Raw genomic sequence first — 22,041 nt, 5'->3', positions numbered from 1 at the left:
TTCCCTCGGTTGGTGGAAAAAATGGATCTATCAGTTGCCCCTAGCGGTTCCAACTGTCTTTACAGTTCCCGGCAGCAGCTCAAGCCTGGAATAAAATGGATCATCAGGGCCCATTTTCCCGGGCTCCACGGCACCGGTCAGATCGAACTCCGCATCGACGCGCGGCATAAGCTGCACCCAATCGACACACAACGCCCGATGAGTGAAACCCCAGACTCCTTCGCGTCGCTCATACTTGTCGAAATGGCGACCCACGACCATCACATTTTGCGGAGGGCTACCTTTGAGGCACAGATAGGTAATGCCACGACACTCGCTCTCTGCGTAATCGTCCCTACGTGCAAATCTCATATTACTCAGAGTGTGAGAGGAGCTCTCCAAGTCTTCCTGAACATTGCTCAGCCAGGCGATTAAACCATCCACTCCCCCCGATAGTCACCATGGTCGTCTTCGGCCCCATCGTGATACAGCTGCTTTACTGTAGCGTAGTCTCTGCGATCAAGTGCGTAGCAATAGGAAAGAAGGAGCTGTTCCAGCTCCCGTTGAACCTCGATTTCTATCATAGTGATGCTACCCGTATTATATTACCTATTATTTAGTGCCATAGAGCTACTTTATGGTTCTTAATGGCCCGTTCTGTTAGAGTGTGTAACATTTTGAGGTCGAGTGTCAACTATAATTTCACTCTCAGTCACGTTTGCGGTAGACTTTGGTCTGGGCCGCCCACAGGGCTTAGCCCGGGGCTACGGCTAACCCAGTTCTCAATAGGCCGGAAAAGGACAAACGGGGAAAATGAGTAAGCTCAACTCTGGAAAGGCTAGATATACCAAATCGACCTCAGGACCTGAGAGCCGCACAGTGGCTTCACTTCGGGAACAACAGAAAACCCTGACCCGTAAGCGACTAACCGCTAGCGCTGCCGAGCTTTTCATCAAACACGGCTATCAGGCAACCAGCGTAAACCAGATCGCCAAACTTGCCGGCACGACAGCGACAACTTTCTATCGCTACTACAGTAGCAAGGCGGATGTCGCAAGAGAACTCCAGGGTCATATCAACGTGGACGTTAAAAAGACTCTCGAGCAATTCGACGAACTCGAGCAACCTAGTCACGACGGCATTCGTGGATGGATGGATCAGTATGGCGAGATGTGGGAGCGCATGCATGTCCTTTGTGATGCTTTCTGGGACGCCACCAGGAGCGACCCCGAACTCGCAGCCGAACTCGTACCCACAACTCACCGATTGGCAGAGGCTATGGCCATAGTCAAGACAATTCCCGAGGGAAAGCAACGCAGAAAATTCCTCATTCGTTTTGTCATGCTCTATTTATTGATGGATAGGCTATTTTATCTCATTGAGGTACAGGCCTACGATGCAACGGCGCGCGAAATGCTCGACGAATTCTCGGAGATTTTCCGTTCCTCCCTGTTCGAAGATATCTCCTAAAGCGCATTGGGGGAAGCGACCCACACACTACCAGGCCACTGGCGGATGTGTGAAGAAGTGGCACATGAATGCGGTCGCTCAGCAATCGAGAAACATCAGGGGCGCCTGAGTTGAAAAAGTTTCAATGGCCAGTGAAGGAAGCAGGACTACGTAGAGTGGTATGATGATATCCGACCTTAGCTCTCATACTATCCAAGTTAACCACCACTCTCTGCTTCACACATCTTGCGTCCTTCACAACATTCGCGGCCTTCCATTCCCCAATGGAAAGCCCCGTCCATATACGAAATGCACGCCTAAAACTACTCACGTCCCGAAAGCCCAGCGAAAACGCGATGGTTTTAACATTTGAACGATCTTCCATCAATAGCGCTATGGCGTGGCGCATGCGAAACTCCTTAGCAATCTCTTGGTAACTGAGGCTCTGGTTGGTAAGTTGACGTTGCAGTGAACGGCGACTCATACGCAGAGCTTTGGCCATATCGTCCACAGAAGGCATTTCCCCCGCCGAAATCAACATCAGATCCTCCAACTGCTCCCTGATGGACCTCGACCTTGTCAGTTCGGCAAGGAACTTGTCACTTTGTTGGTAACATAAATGACTAACCTCACCATCCCAAGAGCGTATAGGCCGGTCAAGATCAGTCCGGTGGCCGCAATAGGCAGAGGCTTTGGAGCCGAAACGAATAACATTAGTACCAAATAGACCGTACCTCGAGTCCGAAGACGGTTTGCCAAAGGTGAACTCGATTCCAGTGGTAATCGCTGGCTGCTCAGTCAATTCCCGTATCACTGGCTCCATGCCGGCGATAGATACCTCGAGACAGAAACGCAGCGCCTCGGTAGACATAATTCTCCGTGGCACGAAGTGCATTTTCCATTGATTTCCGTCCTCTACCACCGTACTGACTAGTGGGTGCCCTGCTAACAAGGAGTAGCGGGTGTAGTACTCAAAGGCGTCACGGAGTGAAGGCATACTCATCATGGAAAAGCCCACTATGCCGAAATCTCGAATTGAACATGCATACCCACATTTCATAGCGAAATCGGGTGGTGTAGCGCGGGCAATGTAGTGGAATAGATCCGCAATGGTATCGAGTTCAAAAGGCTTTAGGGAGTCAACGTCATTCCACGTCACGCCGCTTCCTCGAAGAATCTCGTCAGGGTCAAAACCAGCCTCACGGGCTCGGAGCAGATACACACGCAAGGTTGTCGGCTTGAACACCATTTCCTCCAATCATAGTAGTTATATGAAATGCTGAGCCAGGAAATAATGTCACACACAAGCCAAAGCTACAACTAACGATTCGCCTTCCACGCTTGCTATTGGTCATTGAGCTTGAGATTCCGCAAGCCAAGCTCACCTTTCTTTCTTTGCTTCCTGCTCTTGAGCGATCCTCGCCTTGTGTACCACATAGGCCCGAACAGATTCGATCTCTTCGGAAGTCATCCACTCGGCAAACGAGACCATCCCTTTACTTGCTAAAACACCGTCTATGAGGATGGCTCGCCAGTAATCGTTATTAGCCAGGGCTGGAGATCGCCGAAGATCAGGCAAAACCCCTGTCGACTGAGCGCCGGCACCATGACAACGATAGCAATGCGTGGTGTAGAGCAAACGTCCACGATCTATCTGTACTTCAGTAAAACGGGTCTCCGGCGGGTCAAGAGGAAACAGCACCTCTTTTGTTGGCAAGGGTAACTCCGCCGCCCCATTGAGACTGAAGACCAGAACCCGACCATTGGGTCGAATTTTAGGTGTATCGACCCCCTCACCAATGCCGAAAGCGCCCCCGTAACCCGCCACGAGAGCCACGTACTGAGTACCGTTCGGTTGATAACTGACCGGCCCTGCGATTATCCCGTCCCGAGCATCAAACCTCCACAACAACTTGCCAGTATCCGCGTGACGCGCTTCGAACCAGCCCGTTCCAGTGCCCTGAAATACTAGGTGTCCCGCGGTAGCGAGCACGCCGCCATTTTGCATTGTGGGGTGACGCACAGACCACACTTCCTTTTGGGCCACGGGGTCCCACGCCAGCAGCCGTCCCTCGAAGCCGGCGGAGCCTTTCCGCATTTCTTCAGGATCATCAGGCACCTGTAACAACGCCTGATCGATCGCATTATTCCATATACCAGGTTGGAATTTAAAATCAGGTTCATTGCCATAGGCAAACAGTGAATGGTATATAGGTATGTAGACTAATTGCTTTTCAGGGTTATAAGCCATTGGATGCCAGCTATGTGCTCCTAAGGCATTAGGCCTCATTACAAAAGGTGCTTCGCGATAGCGCGCTTCTGGGTTTTCAATCGGCCTTCCAGTGACTTTATCAATCCCGGATGCCCAGTTGACCGGCACAAAATTTTCTGCGGAAATTAGTTCCCCATTGCTTCGATCGATAACATAAAAGAATCCATTCTTTGGTGCCTGCATCAAAACTTTTCGATCCCTGCCGCCCATATTCCACGTGGCCAGAATCATCTGTTGAGTGGCCGTGAAGTCCCAACTTTCACCTGGGTTTTGTTGATAATGCCACTTGTATGCCCCGGTATCCGGGTCGAGGGCAATAATGGAAGCGAGAAACAGATTGTCTCCTTTCCCATCCGACCGGACCTGGTGATTCCAGGGACTGCCGTTCCCCACGCCGATATAGAGTTGATGCAATTCCGGATCATAAACAATGGAATCCCAAACCGTACCTCCACCGCCATATTTGTACCAATCCCCATGCCAGGTAGGAAGTGCCAGCTCGCGCAGAATCTGGTCGGATGCAGCGCCGTCTGCCTCCGCATCCGGTGCGCCTGGCACAGTATAGAATCTCCAGACCTCCCTTCCTGTACTGGCATTATAGGCAGTCACATAACCACGTACTCCGTATTCAGCACCGCCATTACCAATGATAACTTTGTCGTCGAAGACTCGCGGCGCGCCGGTGATGGTATACGCCTTGTCGGGATCTATTGTATCAACAGACCAGAGCAGCTTCCCGGTTTTCGCATTTAGTGCGATCAGCCTTCCATCCAGGGCTCCCAAGAAAACGCGCCCTTCCGACACGGCAACACCCCGATTGACCACGTCGCAACAAGCCTTAAAGGCAGTAGCCCCGGAAACCTGGGGATCGAAATGCCAAAGCATTTCTCCTGATACAGCATTCAGGGCGTAAACGCGGGACCAGGCGGTTGAGACATACATGACACCATCCACCACAATCGGGGTGGCTTCCTGGCCCCGCTTGGAGTTGAACTCAAAGGACCATGCAAGCCCCAGGTCGGAGATGTTCTCTACATTCACCTGGGAATATGGACTGAACCGTTGCTCCAAGGGACTGCCGCCGTGGAAGGGCCATTCGTCCAGGGCAATGGCATTCGATTCTCCGGCCGAATTTCCCGCAGTATAAAGTGACGCCGCGATTATTAAGATTAGAGGAATAGCGTTTTGAGTTATGTGCATCATAGTTACTCTGGCCGTTTCCGGCATTATTTGATTGGCGGCAACCCCTTACGCAAGGATGCCACCAGTGCTGGAATATTATGGTATACAGGATCATCCGGGCCATTAGTACCAGAGGGAATCGAACTTGTCAGATCCAGGTCGGCATCTCCCGGGGAGAACTGTTGTACCCAGTCGACACTGAGGGCCCGACGATGAAATAACCAAAGACCATCGATTTTTTTGTAACTGTCGAACAGCCGGTTTATCACAATCATATTGAACGACGGCTCGCCTTTGAGGCGGAGATAAGCTGTACCGCGCCCTTCGCTCTCAACCGCGCCACCATTCACCCGAATGAGTAAATTACTAACCATATGGGTGGTAGACTCAAAGTAAGCCGCAGCTTGCGGCAGCCATTTGATGAAACCGTCTACGGGACCAGTGTAGTCGCCGTGATTTTCAATCGCGTCTTCGGTATACAACGATCTCAACAAGGTATAGTCACCACGATCAGTGGCATGTACATACCTATTATGCAAGTCCTGCAGAGCATGCTGGTCTTCAAGGGAAATCATATGTGGCTCCTTATTATTCACAATGAAGTAAATTTATCGATATCACCAAATACCGCGGGATAACCTTTGCAATGTGGCAATCTGTCTGCGCGAAGTAGTGCGACATACTGACATTGGAGACCTCCAGAGGTGCCGACGATGAGTCATCAAACGCTGCCAGAAGACTTTCTTTTACCACCTAACGAAGCCGGATTCGCCAGGAGGTGATGAGAAATTAGCTAGAAGTCCACCCGCAGTTGCAGCCCATAGATGCGTGGCTTACCGAAAGTAGCGGACTCCACTGAGAAGTTTTGTGCCCCGGCTGAGCCGCCGGTGTAGTAGACCTTCTCGCCGAGGTTTTTTACAAATAGACTACCTTTTACTCTGCTGCCAAAGATATCGTTCCAATCCAGGCGCATGTTAACTAGCGTGTAGCCGGGAAGTTTTGTTCCTGGTTGAATAGTACCCCCCAGGTTTGAGAAGTAGAAATGGGACTGAGCATAGACATCAACACGGTAGTTCAGATAGCCCCTACCTTCACCCAGTTCCATGGACATGTCGGCAAAAAGCGTTCCCGACCATTCAGGCGCATCGCCAAATGGGCCATAGGTCACTGTGTTTCCAAACAAGAGCGAATCCGGCTTAGTGAACTCAGCATCAGTATGAGCAACGGAACCACCCAACCTCAGCCAGCTGTTTGCCTCAAAGTGAATATCAGCCTCAAAGCCACTAATTTCTGTTTCCGGTACATTGATCGTCGCAGAGGAAGCTGTACCCCCGATAACTACATACGCGGTTTTCTGTATATCGTCCACCCAACTTTGGTAGAGAGCCAGATTAGCCCGCACAGGTACCTCACCAAAAAATCCATCAAACTTCACACCACCCTCCACATCGCGAATTTGTTCTGGCAGGAAGTAGTTTCCACCGCCTCCAGTCGCTGCAGTCGTTGGTTGTGGTGTAGGCGGATTAAATGGATTGAAACCACCACGACGCCAGCTGCCTCTTGTGGTTGCGTAGACCATGATTTGATCAGTCAGATGATAGTCAAGAGAGACTGTCCAACTCGAGTCCTCCTGCTTTGATTTTTGTGGCAAATCAATACCGCCGAATGGTTCCGGATCGAGATATAGAAAGATGGACTCGGATCCTTGAGTCATGGTGACTTCTTCCCAGGTATAACGCGCACCCACCGTTAAATTAAGGTTATCTGTCAGCTCGTAAGTACCTTGACCAAATACAGCAGTGGACTCATTACCCGTTACTGCGTTATAGGCGACAGAAGATGGCTGAAGCACTGTGTCTGGCGGATCTATCCCCATGATTGTCAGCGGGGAGTAGTATTTCTCTTCCGAGTCAATGTAGAAAACTCCAAGGAGATAATCCAGGCGCTCGTCAAAAGCGGTACCAAGCAACTGGAATTCATTGGACCAGGTTTCCCACTCTCCGGATTCCACTGGAAGAGGACCTTCCTGAAGGAGGGCCGAAGGCGCATACTGCTGAACGATGGGATAAGGGGAGTAGTCCGTATCATAGTTGAGCGCGTTTTCTGAGTGGGTATAACCTAGAATATTTTTTATGGAAAGCGTAGGGGATATGTCGAAATCAGTCTTGTTGATGAAAAACTTACTGCTGGCTTCGTAGAAAAAGGAGGCATTGGCACTGACTACATAATCGCCTTGTGATCGGAGGAATTCCGGAAGGTTTTCAAAACCACCTGGATGGACGTTACCGGTGGGATATCCCTGCAGACCCTCACCGTTCAGTAGCTTCTGAAAAGCTGGAACGTCTGGGTGATAGAGGCAAGAGTTGAAACCTGACGGCTCCCCGCATGGGATGGTGTAATACATGGCGTTTGGAGCGTTAGTACCATCCGACTCGGAAACCTGTATCGTGGTTACGTTAGACAGACGCTCCGAAGGATCAAATGCAATGGTAAAGCGAGCCGACTGCTCGTCCTTTCCACCTAACGTCTGATTGTCGTATAGATTCTTTACCCAATCACCACCTGACGAAGCTGTGCCCGCGAGACGGAACTTGAGTTTGTCCGACACAGGGATGTTAATCGCGCCCTCTGCAATGAGGCTATCCAAATTACCGTATTGAATGGAAGCATAGCCGCCAAACTGACCTTCAGGCTCTTTAGTCTGGAATAACACAGCGCCGCCGGTTGAGTTACGGCCAAAAAGGGTACCCTGTGGGCCCTTAACGACTTGGATATTCCCTAGATCGAAGAAGGTCGTTGATGCGCCGACAAGAAAAGGTACATCATTGATATAGGGTTGCACTCCGGGTGGTGACCCCGAATAAGCATCAACAGACTCCCCTCGAATGACATAATTCAGCTGGTTGTTATTATTGGCAGATCGAACCACCAAGCCAGGAAATGCAACCTGCAGGTCACCCTCCGAGGTAACGCTACGCATTTGCAACGCCTCTCCACTCAATACTGAAACCGCCACCGGTACGTCTTGGACGCTTTCGCTGCGGCGTCGAGCAGTTACAATAACTTCTTCAAGCCCAGATCTAGCTTGATGATCCATAGAGTCACTAGTTACTGTTTGAGGCTGAGCATGCGTTGAGACGGCGGACAACATTGTTGCCAGTGGTCCGACAACTATGATAGCCGGTAGAGTATATTTCATTTGTGTTTGCCTCTTTGCAGATTATTGTTTTATCTGACGACCTGGAGAACACCAGTACTAGCGTTTCTTTAGGTGCCCAAGTCTCAGTAACTAGGATCACACTACTGGGCAACCGAAGATAAGTGTATGCAATCCGGCGGCACATATATGCGGAAGCAAAGATGCAATTCGCGCCAAATGTGATGCAGACGATGCAAAGTGCGCCAACTGCCTCTGTATCGATACGAGCCACGAGGCTATGCTTGTCTGGACCCACAGGCCCGCACGCTGACGAGCAGCCAGTGTCCACGCTGCCCCCAGGCAAGGAGCAGACGAAACAGGCCACATTTTCTCAAACCAAACAGAACAACTTATTCAGCCTATAACCCTTGAACGGCTGTGAGAGACCATAAGGACTATATGAATTATGCGACGCGTGAGGTGCAGATTGAATGGCAGCGATACTGGTATCTCCCATGTGTCGCAGCATTCGGGTACTCTATGTCCGTTCTCCACATCTACTCATTGGGCCCGTTCATTGAACCGCTGCAGCACGCGTTCGGCTGGACACGCGCGCAAGTCTCGCTTGGGATCACCATCGCCAATGTAGGAAGTGCTCTTCTGTGCATACCCGTGGGCATATTGGTCGACCGACTAGGACCTCGCCGCATCGGGTTAATCGGAGTCCTATTGATAGCCATAGCGTACTCCTCACTGGGCACAGCTACTGGACACATTTTGAACTGGGTACTCTTGTGGAGCTTCGTGGCAGTAAGTGTACCGTGGGCACAGTCAACTGTCTGGACGAGTGCTGTGGCAAGTCGCTTTGAGCGCTCGAGGGGCATCGCCTTTGCGGTCGCCCTTTCAGGGGCGCCTATAGGAGCGACCCTGTTTCCAGTACTGTCGGCATGGCTTATAGAAAATTATGGCTGGCGAACAGCTTTTAGAGCAACCGCTATACTATGGACTACGATAGTACTTCCGATCATTTTTCTGCGTTTTCGTGGCGCGGCGGATCAACCCCAGGAATCGATCGATGTTGCTACCATCAAGCCAAATAGAGCAGAGATCGGGATTAGTCTAGCAGAGGGTTTCCGCTCCCCAGCTCTCTACAAGCTGCTATTTGCAGGCGCAATGTTCGCCTTCACAATGATCGGGATTCTGGTGCATTTTGTTCCTATCCTGATGGAATACGGTAGTAGTCGACTCGCTGCAGCCGGAATCGCCTCTATAATTGGCATCTCCTCATTTGTCGGACGCTTGGGGACTGGATTCCTCCTTGACCGCTTTTCAAGCGAGCGGGTGGGAGCAGTTATATTTCTCATTGCAAACATTGCCTGCGTCCTGCTTCTCACACAAGGCGACAGAATATCCAATCAGATTGTGGCCGCAATAATCATAGGCTTCACCTTGGGAGCAGAAGTAGACGTCATGGCCTATCTCTCCAGCCGATATTTTGGTTTAAGAAATTTTGGTGCGCTTTTCGGCGTTGTCGTCGCTGCGTTGACACTTGGAGCTGCATTCGGGCCTCTTGCCGCCGGTGCCACCTTCGACTATCACCAGAGCTATACACCGTTCCTAGTGCTCACCATGGTACTGGTCACCGTTAGCGGCTTAGCCCTGCTAACCCTAGGACGACCGAAGTAATTACTCCACTTTACTCCCGCAAGAATCCTCCACATGTTTTCGACGGTGAAGGACTCAAACAACTTCGCTCCTGCCAAATGGGAAGTGAAGTGGTTCAATGGATGTAACCCAAGTACGTCTGCTTGCACTTTTACACCAGGCGGCAGAAGGACGGCCAGAGTCGATCAGCTAACTGGACTTCCCCTGGTTCATGGAGAGTTCCCGGCCTCACAGAATAGTCTAGAAATCTCCATGAACCAGGGGAAGTCCAACGTACAGCGGCATCTGTCAGTTCTCTCGCTCTCTTTGGCATTGTCCACTCCAGCAGCTTGGCTTTCCGGACCCGAGTTCCGGAACCAGACATCCCATAGATTCAAGAGGTAATATTGCTCAACCACATCCATTACAACATCGAATCAAAAAAACCGGACCCAAATACGTAGGTACTACTACTGTAACAACATAAAAGATGTGATTTGATAATAGAGCATGAAACAGGTTAAGACACTGAAATTCGTATTGTACCTATTTTTATAGGGATTTTAATACAAATTGCGATTCTATGATACTGCGCCGAGGACTTGGCCTCCGGTACCAATAAATCTATAAAATCAATGTCTTACAGAATTATTTCAGTTTTACCGACGATCTTACCAACAAAAATAAACACCCCCCAAGAAGGAAAAGTCCCGAGCCCACTCTTGCCGACTCCACTGAATGCGATCACCCCACGATTCACTGGGCGACTGACACCACCGGAAGCCCATTTACAAAGCGCCGGAAACTCTACTTTCGAACTGTCCGCTTGACGGGGAAGCTTACGGTACCATGGGCAACTTTATTAGCTAGTCCGACTGCATTGCTGCGCTGCCTTCCACTGTACTCAGCTAGGTATGCAACTCCATTAATAAAGATTTTTCTTATAATCATGCTCCATGCCTTTTTCCAAAAGACCGGGCGACGAAGAAGCGGCTGCTTTAACTAGTCTTTCTGCCAACCCCTTGCTCTTCATTAGCTTTGTTTGCTTAGCCATTATTTCGGAAGGCTTGAAAGGATATTCTATTGGTTTCGTTGTCCATAGCTGTGCCCGCTCTAAAGCACCGCTAGTAAAAACATTCGTCGTAACATTCTCTATAATAGTAACTACCAATGGTATTTTATTTTGAACTTCAAAACTAGCGCGCAACTCGTCATCATCTGTAATACTGGCAATACCCGAAAAATGCATGATTTGGGATGTTCCAGGTACGACCATTATCGCTGATACTTTGGGCTGTGTAAGTATATTGCGGAAGCTATCGAAACGCTTGTTCCCTGGGCGATCCGCAAAGCAAAGAGCCCCCTCCTTTATATGTGCAAGATCACCGGCCTTATCACCCTTTGGGCTCACATCAGCATTTCCGTCTCCACTGATAGTGGCGATTGCAAGGTAGCGGCCAGCTTCTGCAAATTTTTCCGGAACATGTAATCCCGATGTTTCAGCGACACCGCTCCAAAACTCGGCTCGTATGATTGACTTTCCACAATGGGTAAAGCATTCCTTCACTTCAACAACTATTGAAGAATCGTCGACACGGGAAATCACACCGTTTACACGCATCGTTTCTCTGATTCCAGGTAGAAGTATGAGAGAGCCAGTGGCCATACCGACCTTCGCTAACCCATGATTATCGATCATAGATTTGGGAATAGACATCGAGTGGTCACCCGTTTTCACAAAGCCTGCCTTACCACCAGCAATAGTTATTGTATTGTCCGTCCCGAACCCAAAAGATAAAAATATGATTGGAGAATACGCAATCCACTGTTGAGCTCCAGAGTCGAGATGATCGATAGCTTTTTCCATCATCATCCTGGGCGCCTTTCCAATCAACGATTCCAAAACAGAAATATCAGTTATCGCTCTATACATTACAATCTCCTCAATGTTGTCCGCAGTTTTTGAAGCACGAACATTTCATTGCACCCATAATACTTATCCACATTCGCGTTCACCTTTGGTCTTCTGTGGCTGCGCTGCTCGCCTTGAGAATACCATTAGGGTGCACCGCCTCGCCCCCTCACCGGATGGTACGTCCAATCATGGCCAAGTCTTGACACCGCCGCAGAGTCATCAGCAACGGATATCGCTGATGCAGGTGGCCGCCCCGCTGACACCAGTAGCAACCCTCGGCGAGGTGATCCGCACAGGCTGAGTATGGCGAAGCTTTCCATTGAGCCACAGTGTTGCCGGAGACCCGGCCAGTCGGGCGATGCTGTGGATTCAGCCGTTACAGATTGAACGGTACTCCCCTAATTTTTAGCGCCCTGGACGACGTTTAGTTCTATTCACTTTTACTTCCAAATTCTCGTTATAGCTTAGAATCGGAGCATAGCCTCCATTCCTATTAATTTTTGAATAGGTGTCGCATAGACATCGGTCATGAAAGGGCTTCCTGTTACAGTAACCGGCTGATAATCTGATGTGCTTGTTTCGTCAAGGGCGTTTTCAACAAAAAAAGTCAACGACCATCTGTTGTCATAACCAGAAAATCCGGCTCTAACACTGAGCAACTCTTCTGAAGGACGTTCGAAGTCGTTTAAGGGATCCCAAAAATAGGTACTGGTATAACGATATTGAGCACGCAGAAAAGCACTCAAATTATCATATACTGGAAATGAGACATCAAATCCAAGGTTGCCTGTGTATTTAGGTACACGCTGTGGGCGATTACCCTCGAAATCACTTGGCTCTCCTTCAATTCCTTCGGGAAGCGTAAACTCTTCAACTTCGGCATCAACATAGCCAATGGCAATGTTTACGCCAATATTTTCATGAATTCGATAGGTAGATTCGACCTCAAATCCCTTTATCCTGACTTTGTCATAATTAACGCCAATGCTCGTTCCAGCCTGGATGTCGAATAGCTTAAACTGCGTATTTTCTACATCAGTTTCAAATATTGCTGCATTTACAATGAGTCTCCTATTCAGCCAGCTTGTTTTTGCACCAATTTCATAGTTTTTAGCCGTCTCTGCCTTAACAATATCGTCACCAAATGTTCGTGAAGATGGGTTAAATTCGCCCGACCGGAAACCCTTTCCGGCACTAACATAAATGGAAATATCAGATGTGGGCGTATACGTTATAGTTCCTTTTGGTTGTCTTTCTCTAAACGTCGTCGACTGCGGAGGCTCCGGTTCCATAGGCACTGGGTTACCCACCCCCGGACTGAAGCCGTTCTTCGGTATCTTAGTAACAGGATTTTTATCGTACCTATATTCTAAGTCTATTTTTAGAGAATCTAATGGATAATAACTAAGCGCACCAAATATAGCTTTCGATTCAGACTTATAAAGTTCGACACTGCCTAATCCTGGCATCTCTTCACCTGTAACAGGGTTTGATAAGAATAGAATAGAATCTCTCAATTGTTCCTGTTTAGCATCGTATCTTCCGATCATCCAGTCGAACCATCCGTTACCGGAAGACTGAATACGGAACTCCCGCGACGACCCTTCATCCGTTTGAATCTGGTCCCCCATGGCGAGAGGGATTGGAAGGCTATCCAAGTCCAATCGAGACCTTTCTACTACGTCAACGTCTGCAAATACTCCAATAATCGAAGCGTAAGGAGTGTGCAAAACTATACGCGCCGATCTATCTTTTAAGTCGCGCTCACTCAGCCCTACACCATCGGAATCTATAGGGTCATCGGTTTTCTCAGGATTCCCGGATTCACTTTCTATATACGTCGGATCAGGACCAATTGTTTCTGAATCAGTATACTTCAAATCAATCTCAAGATATTCAAAAGGAGTTATTACAGCACGAGCCCGTTTAGTCGTATCTTCATATTTGTCAACGTATTCACCGTTGTTGACATTTTTTATTTGTCCCCTCCTTTTTACCCTAGAGACACCGCCGAGCAACCCAAGCTTTTCGCGAATAATTGGCCCGCTGAGCAGTACTTTGCCCACACGCTCATCACCCTCCGCACCTCTGGCAAAAAGCTTTCCTTCAAATTCCTCATCTGGCTTAGCCGTTCGCATATTGAACGCACCAGCAATTGCGTTTTTACCATAGATAGCCCCTTGGGGCCCCTTCAGCACTTCAATCTGCTCCAGCCCGAACTCATCTACATTAAATTGTGCCGGCATCATCTGAAGAACTCCATCAACCACTGCTGCAACCGGCGGCGGTGAATAGCGCTCTGAATTCTGACCCCGTAATGAAAGGAAAAAGCCATTTAGACCAAGCCCTTGGTTGAAATTTACATTTGGAGTCGAAAGCGCAATATCCTCAACACTAGCGATACCTCTCCTTTCTATATCTTCTTCCGTCAGTACGGAAATCGCTATGGGAATTTCCTGCAGGCTTTCGTTGCGGCCCCTAGCCGTGACTATGATTTCTTCAAGTACTACCTTTTGGTTTGAATTCTCACGCGAATCTTCTGTCTGCGAATGCGCTCCAGGTGCCAAGCTCAGCAGAGTGCTCCATAAAACAACTATTTTGAATTGATACAGATTTATGTTTTCGATATTCATCATTAAGTACTCCCAACGCTTTTCTGCTTATTAGAGAATAAAATCAATCAACATACTACACATAGACCGATCGGTCGTTCTTTTATAGGCGTGTAACAAATTTTCCATATTAAATCAATCGAAAGAGGCTCAGCGCCACCTGAAAGCAATTTAGGAAATTCAGTTATTGGGCAACCTCCATCGATAAATAGACCATCTCCGCGCTCGATAGACTTTGCCTCGAACAGGTCCGGAGTATTTACCTGAGCGGCTACCATTTCCGCATACTTCGCAAATGTATTTCTGGATTTAACTGTCGTATCTCATGTCAACTACGGCTTGCGCTACTCTGGAACCGCCGCAAATGCGAGCTAGGTGGATTTTCTACACGCTAGTTCCGATGAAGGTCTTGATACGCTTAGAAATCCCCAAGCAATCTTGGATGTAATAATCCAATCATGTACGTGTGTTCGAGTTTGCCATCGGCCACTACATGGCCAATGACATTGGACTGCCTTTCAACACCTGTTAGCGTCGCTCAACCAAATAGTCTATAAGTAGACTTAATGCTAAATTTATATCCTTCATAAGACCAGTCTCGGCTCTGCCTTTATATCTAGAATGACCGGTCGATCTTTTAATGTCAAGAATTATAGAGACTTTCGCAACATTAATTGCCACGTTTTGAGCGAAGAACAAGCGAAAGTCATGAGCAATGTAGCGCCTAAAATTTCCATCAATATGCTATTTTTCTTCCTGTAGTTTAGGGTTCTATTGGTCAAGGCCAACAATGAATGAATCCCCAATTCGACAAGCCTGACATGCAAGTGTGTAGCCCGCTTAGAATTCGGCGTCCTCCAATTGGTGCACTATATCCATGTTTACCTCCTCGCAAGCCAGCTTGGCTTTACAGCTTCCGCAAACCTTCAATCGAAGACATCAAGATGCGGCTACTAGGCTAGGATCCATCGCGTTATCGACGCCGAAGGAGAGCTCCACAAAAATTCCATTGGGATCTTTTGTCACAAGTAGAGACAACCCTTCGCACTCATTATCATGGTGTTGATAGGGCTGGTTCATCGCTTTTAGACGGATAATCATTGCATCGTAATCGGGACAATAAAAGCGACATGGTGAATCCTGCCTCTGACACCGATCTCGGGGACCTCCTCGTCCTCACGCGTCTTATTCACATGAACAACAGCGCGGCCATTATCGGCATATAGCCAAGACAAAAGTATGCGTCCGGTAATTACACCTTGATTCCAGGTATCCAGTTATGCGGCAGCAGATCATCAAGGTCTGACTGTCGCGCACTCGGCAAGCGCGCCAGGACGTCACACAGGTAAGCCTGCGGGTCCAGACCGTTGATCTTTGCCGACTGGATCAGAGTCATCACGTTTGCACCGCGCTGGCCACTGCGCAAGGAACCCGCGAACAGCCAGTTGTTTCGGCCAAGGGCCCAGGGTCGGATCTGGTTCTCCACCCAGTTGTTATCCATGGGTAGATTGCCGTCATCCAGGTAGCGGATCAGCGCGGCCCACCGTTTCAGGGTGTAATCGATGGCCTTCGCAGTCCGTGTGCCATTCGTCAGCTGTGATCGCTGACCCGTGAGCCAGTCGCGCAAGTGCGCAACAATGGGCCGTGCCTCGGTGTCACGCAACCGCTGCCTTTCGTCTGGCGGCAGGCCATTGGCCTGGCGCTCAATGTCGTAGAGCGTGCCGATGTACGTTAGCGCTTTCTCGGCGATAGGGCTTTGGTTCCGCTCCATCAGCTCGTGGAATTTGCGTCGGGCATGTGCCCAGCAACCCACTTCGGTCATGCCCGTGGCGAAGCCGGCCTTGTAGCCGGTGTAATCGTCGCAGACCAGATGACCGCGCCAGTCTGCCAGGAAGTCCCGGGAGGCCTTGCCGGAGCGTGAGGACTGGAAGTCGTAAACGACACCCTGCACCGGCGCATAGCGCGTCGTTGCGTAGGCCCAGATGTAGGCTTGGTGCGTTCGTTTTTTGCCCGGCGACAGCATGGGCACCGGCGTCTCGTCGGCATGCAGGACCGGGTGTTCAAGCAGCTTGCTCCGCAGGTGCTCCACCAGTGGGGTCAGTTCCACGCCACAGCGTCCGACCCAGTCCGCCAGTGTGGATCGTGACAACTCCACCCCGGCCCGGGCGTAAATCTGCTCCTGGCGGTACAGCGGGAGGTGATCCGCATACTTGCTGACCAGCACCTGAGCCAGCAGGTTCGTGGTGGGAATACCCTTGTCGATCACGTGCGGTGCCACCGGGGCCTGCGTGATGGTCTCACACTGCCGGCAGGCCCACTTGCCGCGGATATGCCGTTCCACCGAGAAGTGCCCGGGTGCGTAATCCAGCTTCTCGCTGATGTCCTCGCCAATGCGGGTCAGGGCACAGCCACAGTTGCAGGTGGTGTGGTCAGGCTCATGCCGGATCTCGGTGCGCGGTAGCTGCGGCGGCAAGGGCCGGCGCTTCGGTGTACGGAGCTGTGGTTCAGGTCGAGGACGACTCTCAGCCAGCCGCTCCAGTTCTTGTTCAATGGCCGCCGTGTCTTCGTCGACAAGCTCTTCAAGCAGGCTGTATTGCTGGCGGTTGACGCCTTCGCTGCGCTTCCCAAAGCGGTGGCGCTTGAGCAGGGCAATCTCGTGGGTCAGCTGTTCTTCGCGGATACCGTAGCGGCGGATAGCCTCGTCGCGTGCGGCAAGCTCGGCGTCTTGCGCCGCAAGGCGTGCATCGCGCTCACCCAGTTGCGCCAGCATCCGCTCCGCCATCTGGCGGAGTTCGGTCTCGTTGAGATGATTGAGATCGATAGGCGCTTCCATGGGAGTACTGTGCCAGCACCCGCAAATCCGTGCCAGCCGCAATCATCGGCAATCGTTCTCTGGAACTGTGAGCGGGATTCTGGTGTTATCTAATGCCGGTCCATCAAGTGCCCTGCGCCAGCATGCTGCCAGGGTAAGCCGACCACCAGTGCCTGCAACTGCGGCAAATCAATGGCCAGTGGATCACCGGTGCGCAGCTGGCTCCAGACGAACCGACCCTGGTGCAGACGGCGTGATGCCAGCCAGATACCGAAGCCGTCACACACCAGCGCCTTCATCCGGTTGGCACGCTTGTTGGCAAAGATATAGGCGCAGTGGGGCCGCGCCTCGCCGAAGCGGTTGATGACGCGCGCCAGCGCCGTGTCGGGACCGGCGCGCATATCCAGCGGCTCCCGGGATAGCCAGATCTCGTCGATACGGATCACTGCGTGAGCGCCTTCAGCCACTCGACGGACTGATGCATCTGGCTTACCGGCCAGTGCACCGTGATATGGCTCTGGCCCACCGCCACTTCCAGGCGTATCGTATCTCCAGGGGTAACAGGCATTGTTGCTGTCAGTGGCATCGGCCCTCCTGGAGCGGGTAGTCGCAGGAACTCGTCGCTGGCTTCCCGCTGTCGCGCACGGCGCCACTTGTGAATCAGATTGGCATTGATGCTGTGCCGCAAGGCAATCGCGGCAACCGACTCGCCAGAGTGCCGGCACTCGGCAAGCACCTGCTCCTTGAAAGCACGGGAGTGTCTGCGGCGGGGCTTGATGATCCTTGGGGTTGATGCTTCGTGATCCATAGCAGGTGTCCACTTCCGAATAGGTGGACACCTACGTTACCCATCAGTAACCGTCCGGTAAACCCATCTTTTCGAACCCCGCGAACTGCGTAAGCTAGGTGCCCACCTAATGATAAGTGGGCACCTGATATGGATGACGAAGCGTCTCTTCCAAGGATCATCAAGCGGCGGCGGCGCTATTCGCCGAGGTTCAAACAGCGAGTGTTGGCCGAGTGCCATCAGCCAAACACCTCCGTGGCCGAGGTCGCGCTGCGGCATGGCCTCAACCTCAACCTGGTACACAAGTGGCGCCGGTCACGGGCGGTTGATGGCACGGGAGAATTTGTGCGGCTACCCGTGCCCACCAAAGACTCATCCAACCCTGGCCAGAGCGTAGCGCGAGTTCAGCCCACTGTCAGCATCCGGCTGGATGCGCCGCTCGGCCAGGTCACCGTGGAGTGGCCATTGAGCGAGATCGACCGTTCGGTCTCCTGGCTCAGGTCCATCCTGCAGTGATACAGATTGACGAGATTTGGCTCGCGCGTGAACCCCTCGATATGCGGGCAGGCCCCGATACGGCGCTGGCCCGAGTCATCAACAGCTTCGGTGAAGCCCGGCACCACTGTGCCTACGTATTTGCCAACAAGCGCGCCAACCGGATGAAGGTGCTGGTGTGTGATGGCTTCGGTATCTGGCTCGCCGCGCGCCGGTTACATCAGGGCAAGTTCACCTGGAGCCCCCTGCGCACGGGCGGCGTGGTCACACTCGACAGCGCGCAGCTACAGGCCCTCGTGGTCGGCTTGCCCTGGCAATACGCGGCGGCCAATCACGTGATTGACCGGCAGTAGCGCAGAGCAAAAAAGGGCACCGTAGTCTACGCAAATAGTTGATCTGGTGCCGTGCTCGATTCTTTGGCACAGTATCGGTCATGGAATTGCGCACCGATCTCACACACCTCTCAGACGATCAGCTCCGCCAGATGGCAGCGCAGTTGATCACCCAGCTGGGTGATCAACAGGCGCAGCATGCCGCCGAACTCCTCCAGCGCGACAAGACCCTGCAGCATTACAAAATCCGTAACGAACAACTGACTCACGAGCTGGCCATACTGAAACGTCACCGCTTTGGCCAGCGCAGTGAAGCGGGTGGCAGCACGCAATACCGCCTGCTCGATGACATCGTTGAGGAGGACCTCGCCGCGGTAGAGTCGGAGCTGGCGCAGCTCACCGACACACCCAGGTCAACGCGGACGCCACGTAAGCCGGCACGGCAATCCTTGCCTGCAGAATTGCCCCGCACGGATATCCACCACGATCCCGAGTCGACCATGTGCACCTGCGGCTGCCAGCTAGCCTGCATTGGCGAAGATATCAGTGAGAAGCTCGACTACGAGCCCGGTCAGTTCTCGGTAGAACGCCATATCCGTAGCAAATGGGCCTGTAAGCAGTGCGAGACCCTCGTGCAGGCGCCCGTGGCGCCCCACGTCATTGACAAGGGCATTCCGACGACCAACCTGCTGGCTCAGGTGCTGATCAGCAAATACGCGGATCACCTGCCGCTGTATCGGCAACAGCAGATCTATGCCCGCGCGGGTGTTGAGCTCTCCCGCTCAACACTGGCTGACTGGGTGGGCCGCTGCGGGGTGGAGCTGGCCCCGCTGGTCGATGCGCTGCGTCGTGAACTGCTGGCACAGGACATTCTGCACGCCGATGAAACACCGGTGGCGATGCTGGATCCCGGCAAGAAGAAAACGCAGCGAGCCTATGTGTGGGCCTATGCGACACCGCGGACCTTGCCGATACAGGGCGTGGTGTACGACTTCCAACCCACGCGATCCGGCCAGGTGTCTCGCGAGTTCCTGGCCGGTTGGCAGGGGAGCCTCATCTGTGATGATTACGCAGGCTACAAAGCGGGCTTTGTACAGGGCATTCACGAAGTGGGTTGCTGGGCCCATGCGAGACGCAAGTTCCATGAGTTACTGGAGCACAACCAGAGCCCGATTGCGGAGCGAGCCCTTGCCACCATCGGTGCGCTTTATGAGATTGAGCGCGCAACGGCTGAAGCCATGCCGGAACACAGACAACAGGTTCGCGAGCAACAGGCGCGGCCCATCATCACCGCATTCCATGGCTGGTTAACCGGACAGCGATCCAAGCTGACGAGCGGCACACGTACCGCCAAAGCGATCGATTATGCTTTGAAACGCTGGGAGGCCCTGGTTCGTTATCTGGATGATGGGCGAATCCCCATCGACAACAACTGGGTGGAAAACCAGATCAGGCCGTGGGCCCTGGGGCGGAAGAACTGGCTGTTTGCAGGCTCTGTGCGCAGCGGCCAGCGCGCGGCCAACGTGATGACGCTGATCCAGTCGGCTAAGATCAATGGGCTTGATGCCCAGGCCTATCTGCGGCATGTGCTGGAGCGTATCCCCACCGCCAGGCAATCTGACCTGACAGCTCTGCTGCCGCACAACTGGGAGCCGCCCATCAAGGTGTGATTACCGGACGGTTACACCCATCAAGCCGGACATGGGTAGATGGGTTTACCGGACGGATACAGACAAAACATAAAGATTTGCGATGTATTCAACAGCGAAGGCGGAGCTCCCTAGTAAGATAGGAAGGGAGTCCTCGAAGTTAAGTATGGAGATATGCTCGGCCGATCAGACCGAATTAATAGTCATTTCAGCTGCCATCTCTGCAAGCTGATCGCGCTCGATTGAGCCTTTGGGATTGTACCAATTGTGTGTCCAGTTCAACATACCAAAGAACAGCATGACTTTCGGGCCGAGATCGCTGTTCTTACCACGCTTTTTAGCTTCAATTTGTGACAGCAAACTTTCCGCGCAATGTGCTATTCTTCTCTGCTTTTCAACAATTGTTCTACGTTCTTTCGTTGGCAAATTATCTAGTTCGTACAGTAAAACCCGATGATAATCAGCCGCATCGACACAGCACTGCATCAGCTTTGAGGCCAATGTCTTGAATTTTTTAACGGGACTTCCGGTAAGTGACTCAATCTCTTCGATGACACAGATAAGATCATCCACATGTACATTCATGACATCGAAAAGAATTGCCTCTTTCGACGGATAATAATGATAAATTAGGGATTTTGACGTTTTACATTGCACGGACAATTGCGAAATTGATGAACCATTGAACCCTGATTCCGCAAACAAATAAGCAGCCGCTTGTGTGATGGCATCACGTTTCTGATCATAATCTACTGCCTGCGTTCTAGCCATGGGATTTTACGCCTTATGTTTTCGATATATTTGCTTTGTACTACGAGAATTTTTAGTTCTATGAGTATACACTTATTCACCGTTCTCACGAACACTTGTCGTCGTAAGATTCTAGGAATCCAGTGCCTGGCGGATCAGCAACTGGCCTATTGGGCTAAATGGATTCCCAAAACTTTCCATAATCTCGTAGTGGTTAAAACCTTCTGCCTAAAAATAGTGCACTGACTTATTTGTTCAAATTAATTCCTGCGCGAATTCACGTGTCTGCCTCTGAAACTCAGGACTTTCAAGATCGCCATGCACTAGAATAATTGGTACTTTTATCCTGTCCAGATGTCGTAGTGGACTCATCACATCTTCTATTTCTGCGGTGAAAGTCACGTATTTTGAGCGTTTGGACAGTCGGACCGGATGCAACTCATACATTCCGCTAGCAAGGCAAGCACCACGCCTTTGCAGGGAACGTGATGAAATCCCAGCAATTCCCAATCAGCAGCGATCGCTGTGGCGGCGAGGTGGGCGCCTGACGAAAACCCTGAAAGGTAAAGCCGATCAGGGCTTCCGTCTAGCTCAACTGCATGGCTCGCGATCCAGGCGAGTGCTCGGCAAACCTGCTCCAGCATTGGCTCAAGATCTCCGTTGGTTTCATCCACCGAAATAAAATAAAGAGAGGCGAATCCAATCTCCGATGCAAAAAACATCTCAGCCGGAAACATTACTCCCTCTACTTTTCGCTGCTTCCATGCACCACCATGGACATGAACATGGATCGGCGCACCTGCTACGCTGGCGGGATAGTAGTACATTCTTTCAATGCCAGACGGTCCGTAGCTAAAAACCTGAGGTTCCCCGACGCGTGAACGCATGAGGAGACTGGCTCGCTCCATTCGCCGGACTACTCGGCGCATAGACAGATTGGTCATACGCATCATCCAGAGCTGCTTGATCATAATCAAGCCACGCCTTTTCACCTCTTCTGTTACCGCTGGAGTCAGTTGAGCCC

The 22,041-nt window shown here is 51.4% G+C and carries 17 protein-coding genes; 5 read left to right on the top strand and 12 right to left on the bottom strand.

Annotated features, from left to right (window positions below):
• Positions 1–30: 30 nt before the first annotated feature.
• A complete protein-coding gene (locus G3T16_RS23195; RefSeq protein WP_163496265.1) occupies positions 31–423 on the bottom strand; it encodes a nuclear transport factor 2 family protein in 393 nt (130 codons plus the stop codon).
• A 369-nt stretch (positions 424–792) separates the two neighbouring features.
• On the opposite strand from G3T16_RS23195, the gene G3T16_RS16965 reads away from it, so the two are divergent.
• Positions 793–1,449 (top strand): TetR/AcrR family transcriptional regulator, encoded by a 657-nt coding sequence (locus G3T16_RS16965; protein ID WP_163496264.1) that lies wholly within the window; start codon positions 793–795, stop codon positions 1,447–1,449.
• Positions 1,450–1,570: 121 nt separating this feature from the next.
• Here the strand turns inward: G3T16_RS16965 and G3T16_RS16960 are convergent, their stop codons facing one another.
• The 4 genes from G3T16_RS16960 to G3T16_RS16945 all read right to left on the bottom strand — a co-directional run bounded on the left by G3T16_RS16960 (position 1,571) and on the right by G3T16_RS16945 (position 7,979).
• Entirely contained in the window at positions 1,571–2,677 is a 1,107-nt protein-coding gene (locus G3T16_RS16960) for a helix-turn-helix domain-containing protein (protein WP_163496263.1), read from the bottom strand.
• 132 nt (positions 2,678–2,809) lie between these two features.
• Positions 2,810–4,903 carry a PQQ-dependent dehydrogenase, methanol/ethanol family gene (locus G3T16_RS16955; RefSeq protein WP_163496262.1) on the bottom strand — a complete coding sequence of 698 codons (2,094 nt, stop codon included), beginning with the start codon at positions 4,901–4,903 and terminating at the stop codon, positions 2,810–2,812.
• Positions 4,904–4,926: 23 nt separating this feature from the next.
• Entirely contained in the window at positions 4,927–5,457 is a 531-nt protein-coding gene (locus tag G3T16_RS16950; protein ID WP_163496261.1) for a nuclear transport factor 2 family protein, read from the bottom strand.
• Between the two features lie 218 nt (positions 5,458–5,675).
• Entirely contained in the window at positions 5,676–7,979 is a 2,304-nt protein-coding gene (locus G3T16_RS16945; RefSeq protein WP_163496260.1) for a TonB-dependent receptor, read from the bottom strand.
• Between the two features lie 501 nt (positions 7,980–8,480).
• Here G3T16_RS16945 and G3T16_RS16940 point away from each other — a divergent pair.
• Positions 8,481–9,707, top strand: coding sequence for an MFS transporter (locus G3T16_RS16940; RefSeq protein WP_163497161.1), 1,227 nt, complete (start codon positions 8,481–8,483; stop codon positions 9,705–9,707).
• 883 nt (positions 9,708–10,590) lie between these two features.
• On the opposite strand, the gene G3T16_RS16935 is transcribed toward G3T16_RS16940, so the two are convergent.
• The 5 genes from G3T16_RS16935 to G3T16_RS16915 form a co-directional block, all read right to left on the bottom strand.
• Positions 10,591–11,598, bottom strand: coding sequence for a pyridoxamine 5'-phosphate oxidase family protein (locus G3T16_RS16935; protein ID WP_163496259.1), 1,008 nt, complete (start codon positions 11,596–11,598; stop codon positions 10,591–10,593).
• A 446-nt stretch (positions 11,599–12,044) separates the two neighbouring features.
• On the bottom strand, positions 12,045–14,216 hold the full coding sequence (locus G3T16_RS16930) for a TonB-dependent receptor (RefSeq protein WP_163496258.1): 2,172 nt from the start codon (positions 14,214–14,216) through the stop codon (positions 12,045–12,047).
• Positions 14,217–15,444: 1,228 nt separating this feature from the next.
• Positions 15,445–17,025: an IS66 family transposase gene (gene tnpC / locus G3T16_RS16925; RefSeq protein ID WP_163496257.1), complete on the bottom strand. Its 1,581-nt coding sequence runs from the start codon at positions 17,023–17,025 to the stop codon at positions 15,445–15,447.
• 89 nt (positions 17,026–17,114) lie between these two features.
• Positions 17,115–17,450, bottom strand: coding sequence for an IS66 family insertion sequence element accessory protein TnpB (tnpB, locus tag G3T16_RS16920; protein WP_163496256.1), 336 nt, complete (start codon positions 17,448–17,450; stop codon positions 17,115–17,117).
• Positions 17,447–17,812, bottom strand: coding sequence for a transposase (locus G3T16_RS16915; protein ID WP_163496255.1), 366 nt, complete (start codon positions 17,810–17,812; stop codon positions 17,447–17,449). The genes tnpB (G3T16_RS16920) and G3T16_RS16915 overlap by 4 nt, the downstream gene beginning before the upstream one ends.
• Before the next feature lie 129 nt (positions 17,813–17,941).
• On the opposite strand from G3T16_RS16915, the gene G3T16_RS16910 reads away from it, so the two are divergent.
• From G3T16_RS16910 to tnpC (G3T16_RS16900), 3 genes are all read left to right on the top strand, one after another.
• Positions 17,942–18,307 carry a transposase gene (locus G3T16_RS16910; RefSeq protein WP_163494023.1) on the top strand — a complete coding sequence of 122 codons (366 nt, stop codon included), beginning with the start codon at positions 17,942–17,944 and terminating at the stop codon, positions 18,305–18,307.
• Positions 18,304–18,639: an IS66 family insertion sequence element accessory protein TnpB gene (gene tnpB / locus G3T16_RS16905; protein WP_163494022.1), complete on the top strand. Its 336-nt coding sequence runs from the start codon at positions 18,304–18,306 to the stop codon at positions 18,637–18,639. The genes G3T16_RS16910 and tnpB (G3T16_RS16905) overlap by 4 nt, the downstream gene beginning before the upstream one ends.
• An 80-nt stretch (positions 18,640–18,719) precedes the next feature.
• Positions 18,720–20,288 carry an IS66 family transposase gene (gene tnpC, locus G3T16_RS16900; RefSeq protein ID WP_163494021.1) on the top strand — a complete coding sequence of 523 codons (1,569 nt, stop codon included), beginning with the start codon at positions 18,720–18,722 and terminating at the stop codon, positions 20,286–20,288.
• 165 nt (positions 20,289–20,453) lie between these two features.
• Here the strand turns inward: tnpC (G3T16_RS16900) and G3T16_RS16895 are convergent, their stop codons facing one another.
• The gene (locus G3T16_RS16895; protein WP_163496254.1) at positions 20,454–21,038 is read right to left on the bottom strand and encodes a TetR/AcrR family transcriptional regulator; all 585 of its coding nucleotides are present in this window, start codon (positions 21,036–21,038) and stop codon (positions 20,454–20,456) included.
• Positions 21,039–21,415: 377 nt separating this feature from the next.
• Positions 21,416–21,988, bottom strand: coding sequence for an alpha/beta hydrolase (locus G3T16_RS16890; RefSeq protein WP_163496253.1), 573 nt, complete (start codon positions 21,986–21,988; stop codon positions 21,416–21,418).
• Between the last annotated feature and the right edge of the window lie 53 nt (positions 21,989–22,041).

The organism is Kineobactrum salinum, assembly GCF_010669285.1.
Lineage (GTDB): Bacteria > Pseudomonadota > Gammaproteobacteria > Pseudomonadales > Halieaceae > Kineobactrum > Kineobactrum salinum.
Note: the sequence above shows the minus strand (reverse complement) of the source record. Positions and strands in the feature narration are given on the sequence as shown.

Coding starts and splice junctions, on each gene's coding strand:
- G3T16_RS16945 (WP_163496260.1), bottom strand. CDS start 7,979: ATGGATCATCAAGCTAGATCTGGGCTTGAAGAAGTTATTGTAACTGCT.
- G3T16_RS16915 (WP_163496255.1), bottom strand. CDS start 17,812: ATGGATCACGAAGCATCAACCCCAAGGATCATCAAGCCCCGCCGCAGA.
- tnpC (WP_163496257.1), bottom strand. CDS start 17,025: ATGGAAGCGCCTATCGATCTCAATCATCTCAACGAGACCGAACTCCGC.
- tnpC (WP_163494021.1), top strand. CDS start 18,720: ATGGAATTGCGCACCGATCTCACACACCTCTCAGACGATCAGCTCCGC.
- G3T16_RS16895 (WP_163496254.1), bottom strand. CDS start 21,038: ATGGCTAGAACGCAGGCAGTAGATTATGATCAGAAACGTGATGCCATC.
- G3T16_RS16960 (WP_163496263.1), bottom strand. CDS start 2,677: ATGGTGTTCAAGCCGACAACCTTGCGTGTGTATCTGCTCCGAGCCCGT.
- G3T16_RS16950 (WP_163496261.1), bottom strand. CDS start 5,457: ATGATTTCCCTTGAAGACCAGCATGCTCTGCAGGACTTGCATAATAGG.
- G3T16_RS16940 (WP_163497161.1), top strand. CDS start 8,481: ATGAATTATGCGACGCGTGAGGTGCAGATTGAATGGCAGCGATACTGG.
- G3T16_RS16890 (WP_163496253.1), bottom strand. CDS start 21,988: ATGATCAAGCAGCTCTGGATGATGCGTATGACCAATCTGTCTATGCGC.
- G3T16_RS16955 (WP_163496262.1), bottom strand. CDS start 4,903: ATGATGCACATAACTCAAAACGCTATTCCTCTAATCTTAATAATCGCG.
- G3T16_RS16910 (WP_163494023.1), top strand. CDS start 17,942: ATGGATGACGAAGCGTCTCTTCCAAGGATCATCAAGCGGCGGCGGCGC.
- G3T16_RS16935 (WP_163496259.1), bottom strand. CDS start 11,598: ATGTATAGAGCGATAACTGATATTTCTGTTTTGGAATCGTTGATTGGA.
- G3T16_RS16965 (WP_163496264.1), top strand. CDS start 793: ATGAGTAAGCTCAACTCTGGAAAGGCTAGATATACCAAATCGACCTCA.
- G3T16_RS16930 (WP_163496258.1), bottom strand. CDS start 14,216: ATGATGAATATCGAAAACATAAATCTGTATCAATTCAAAATAGTTGTT.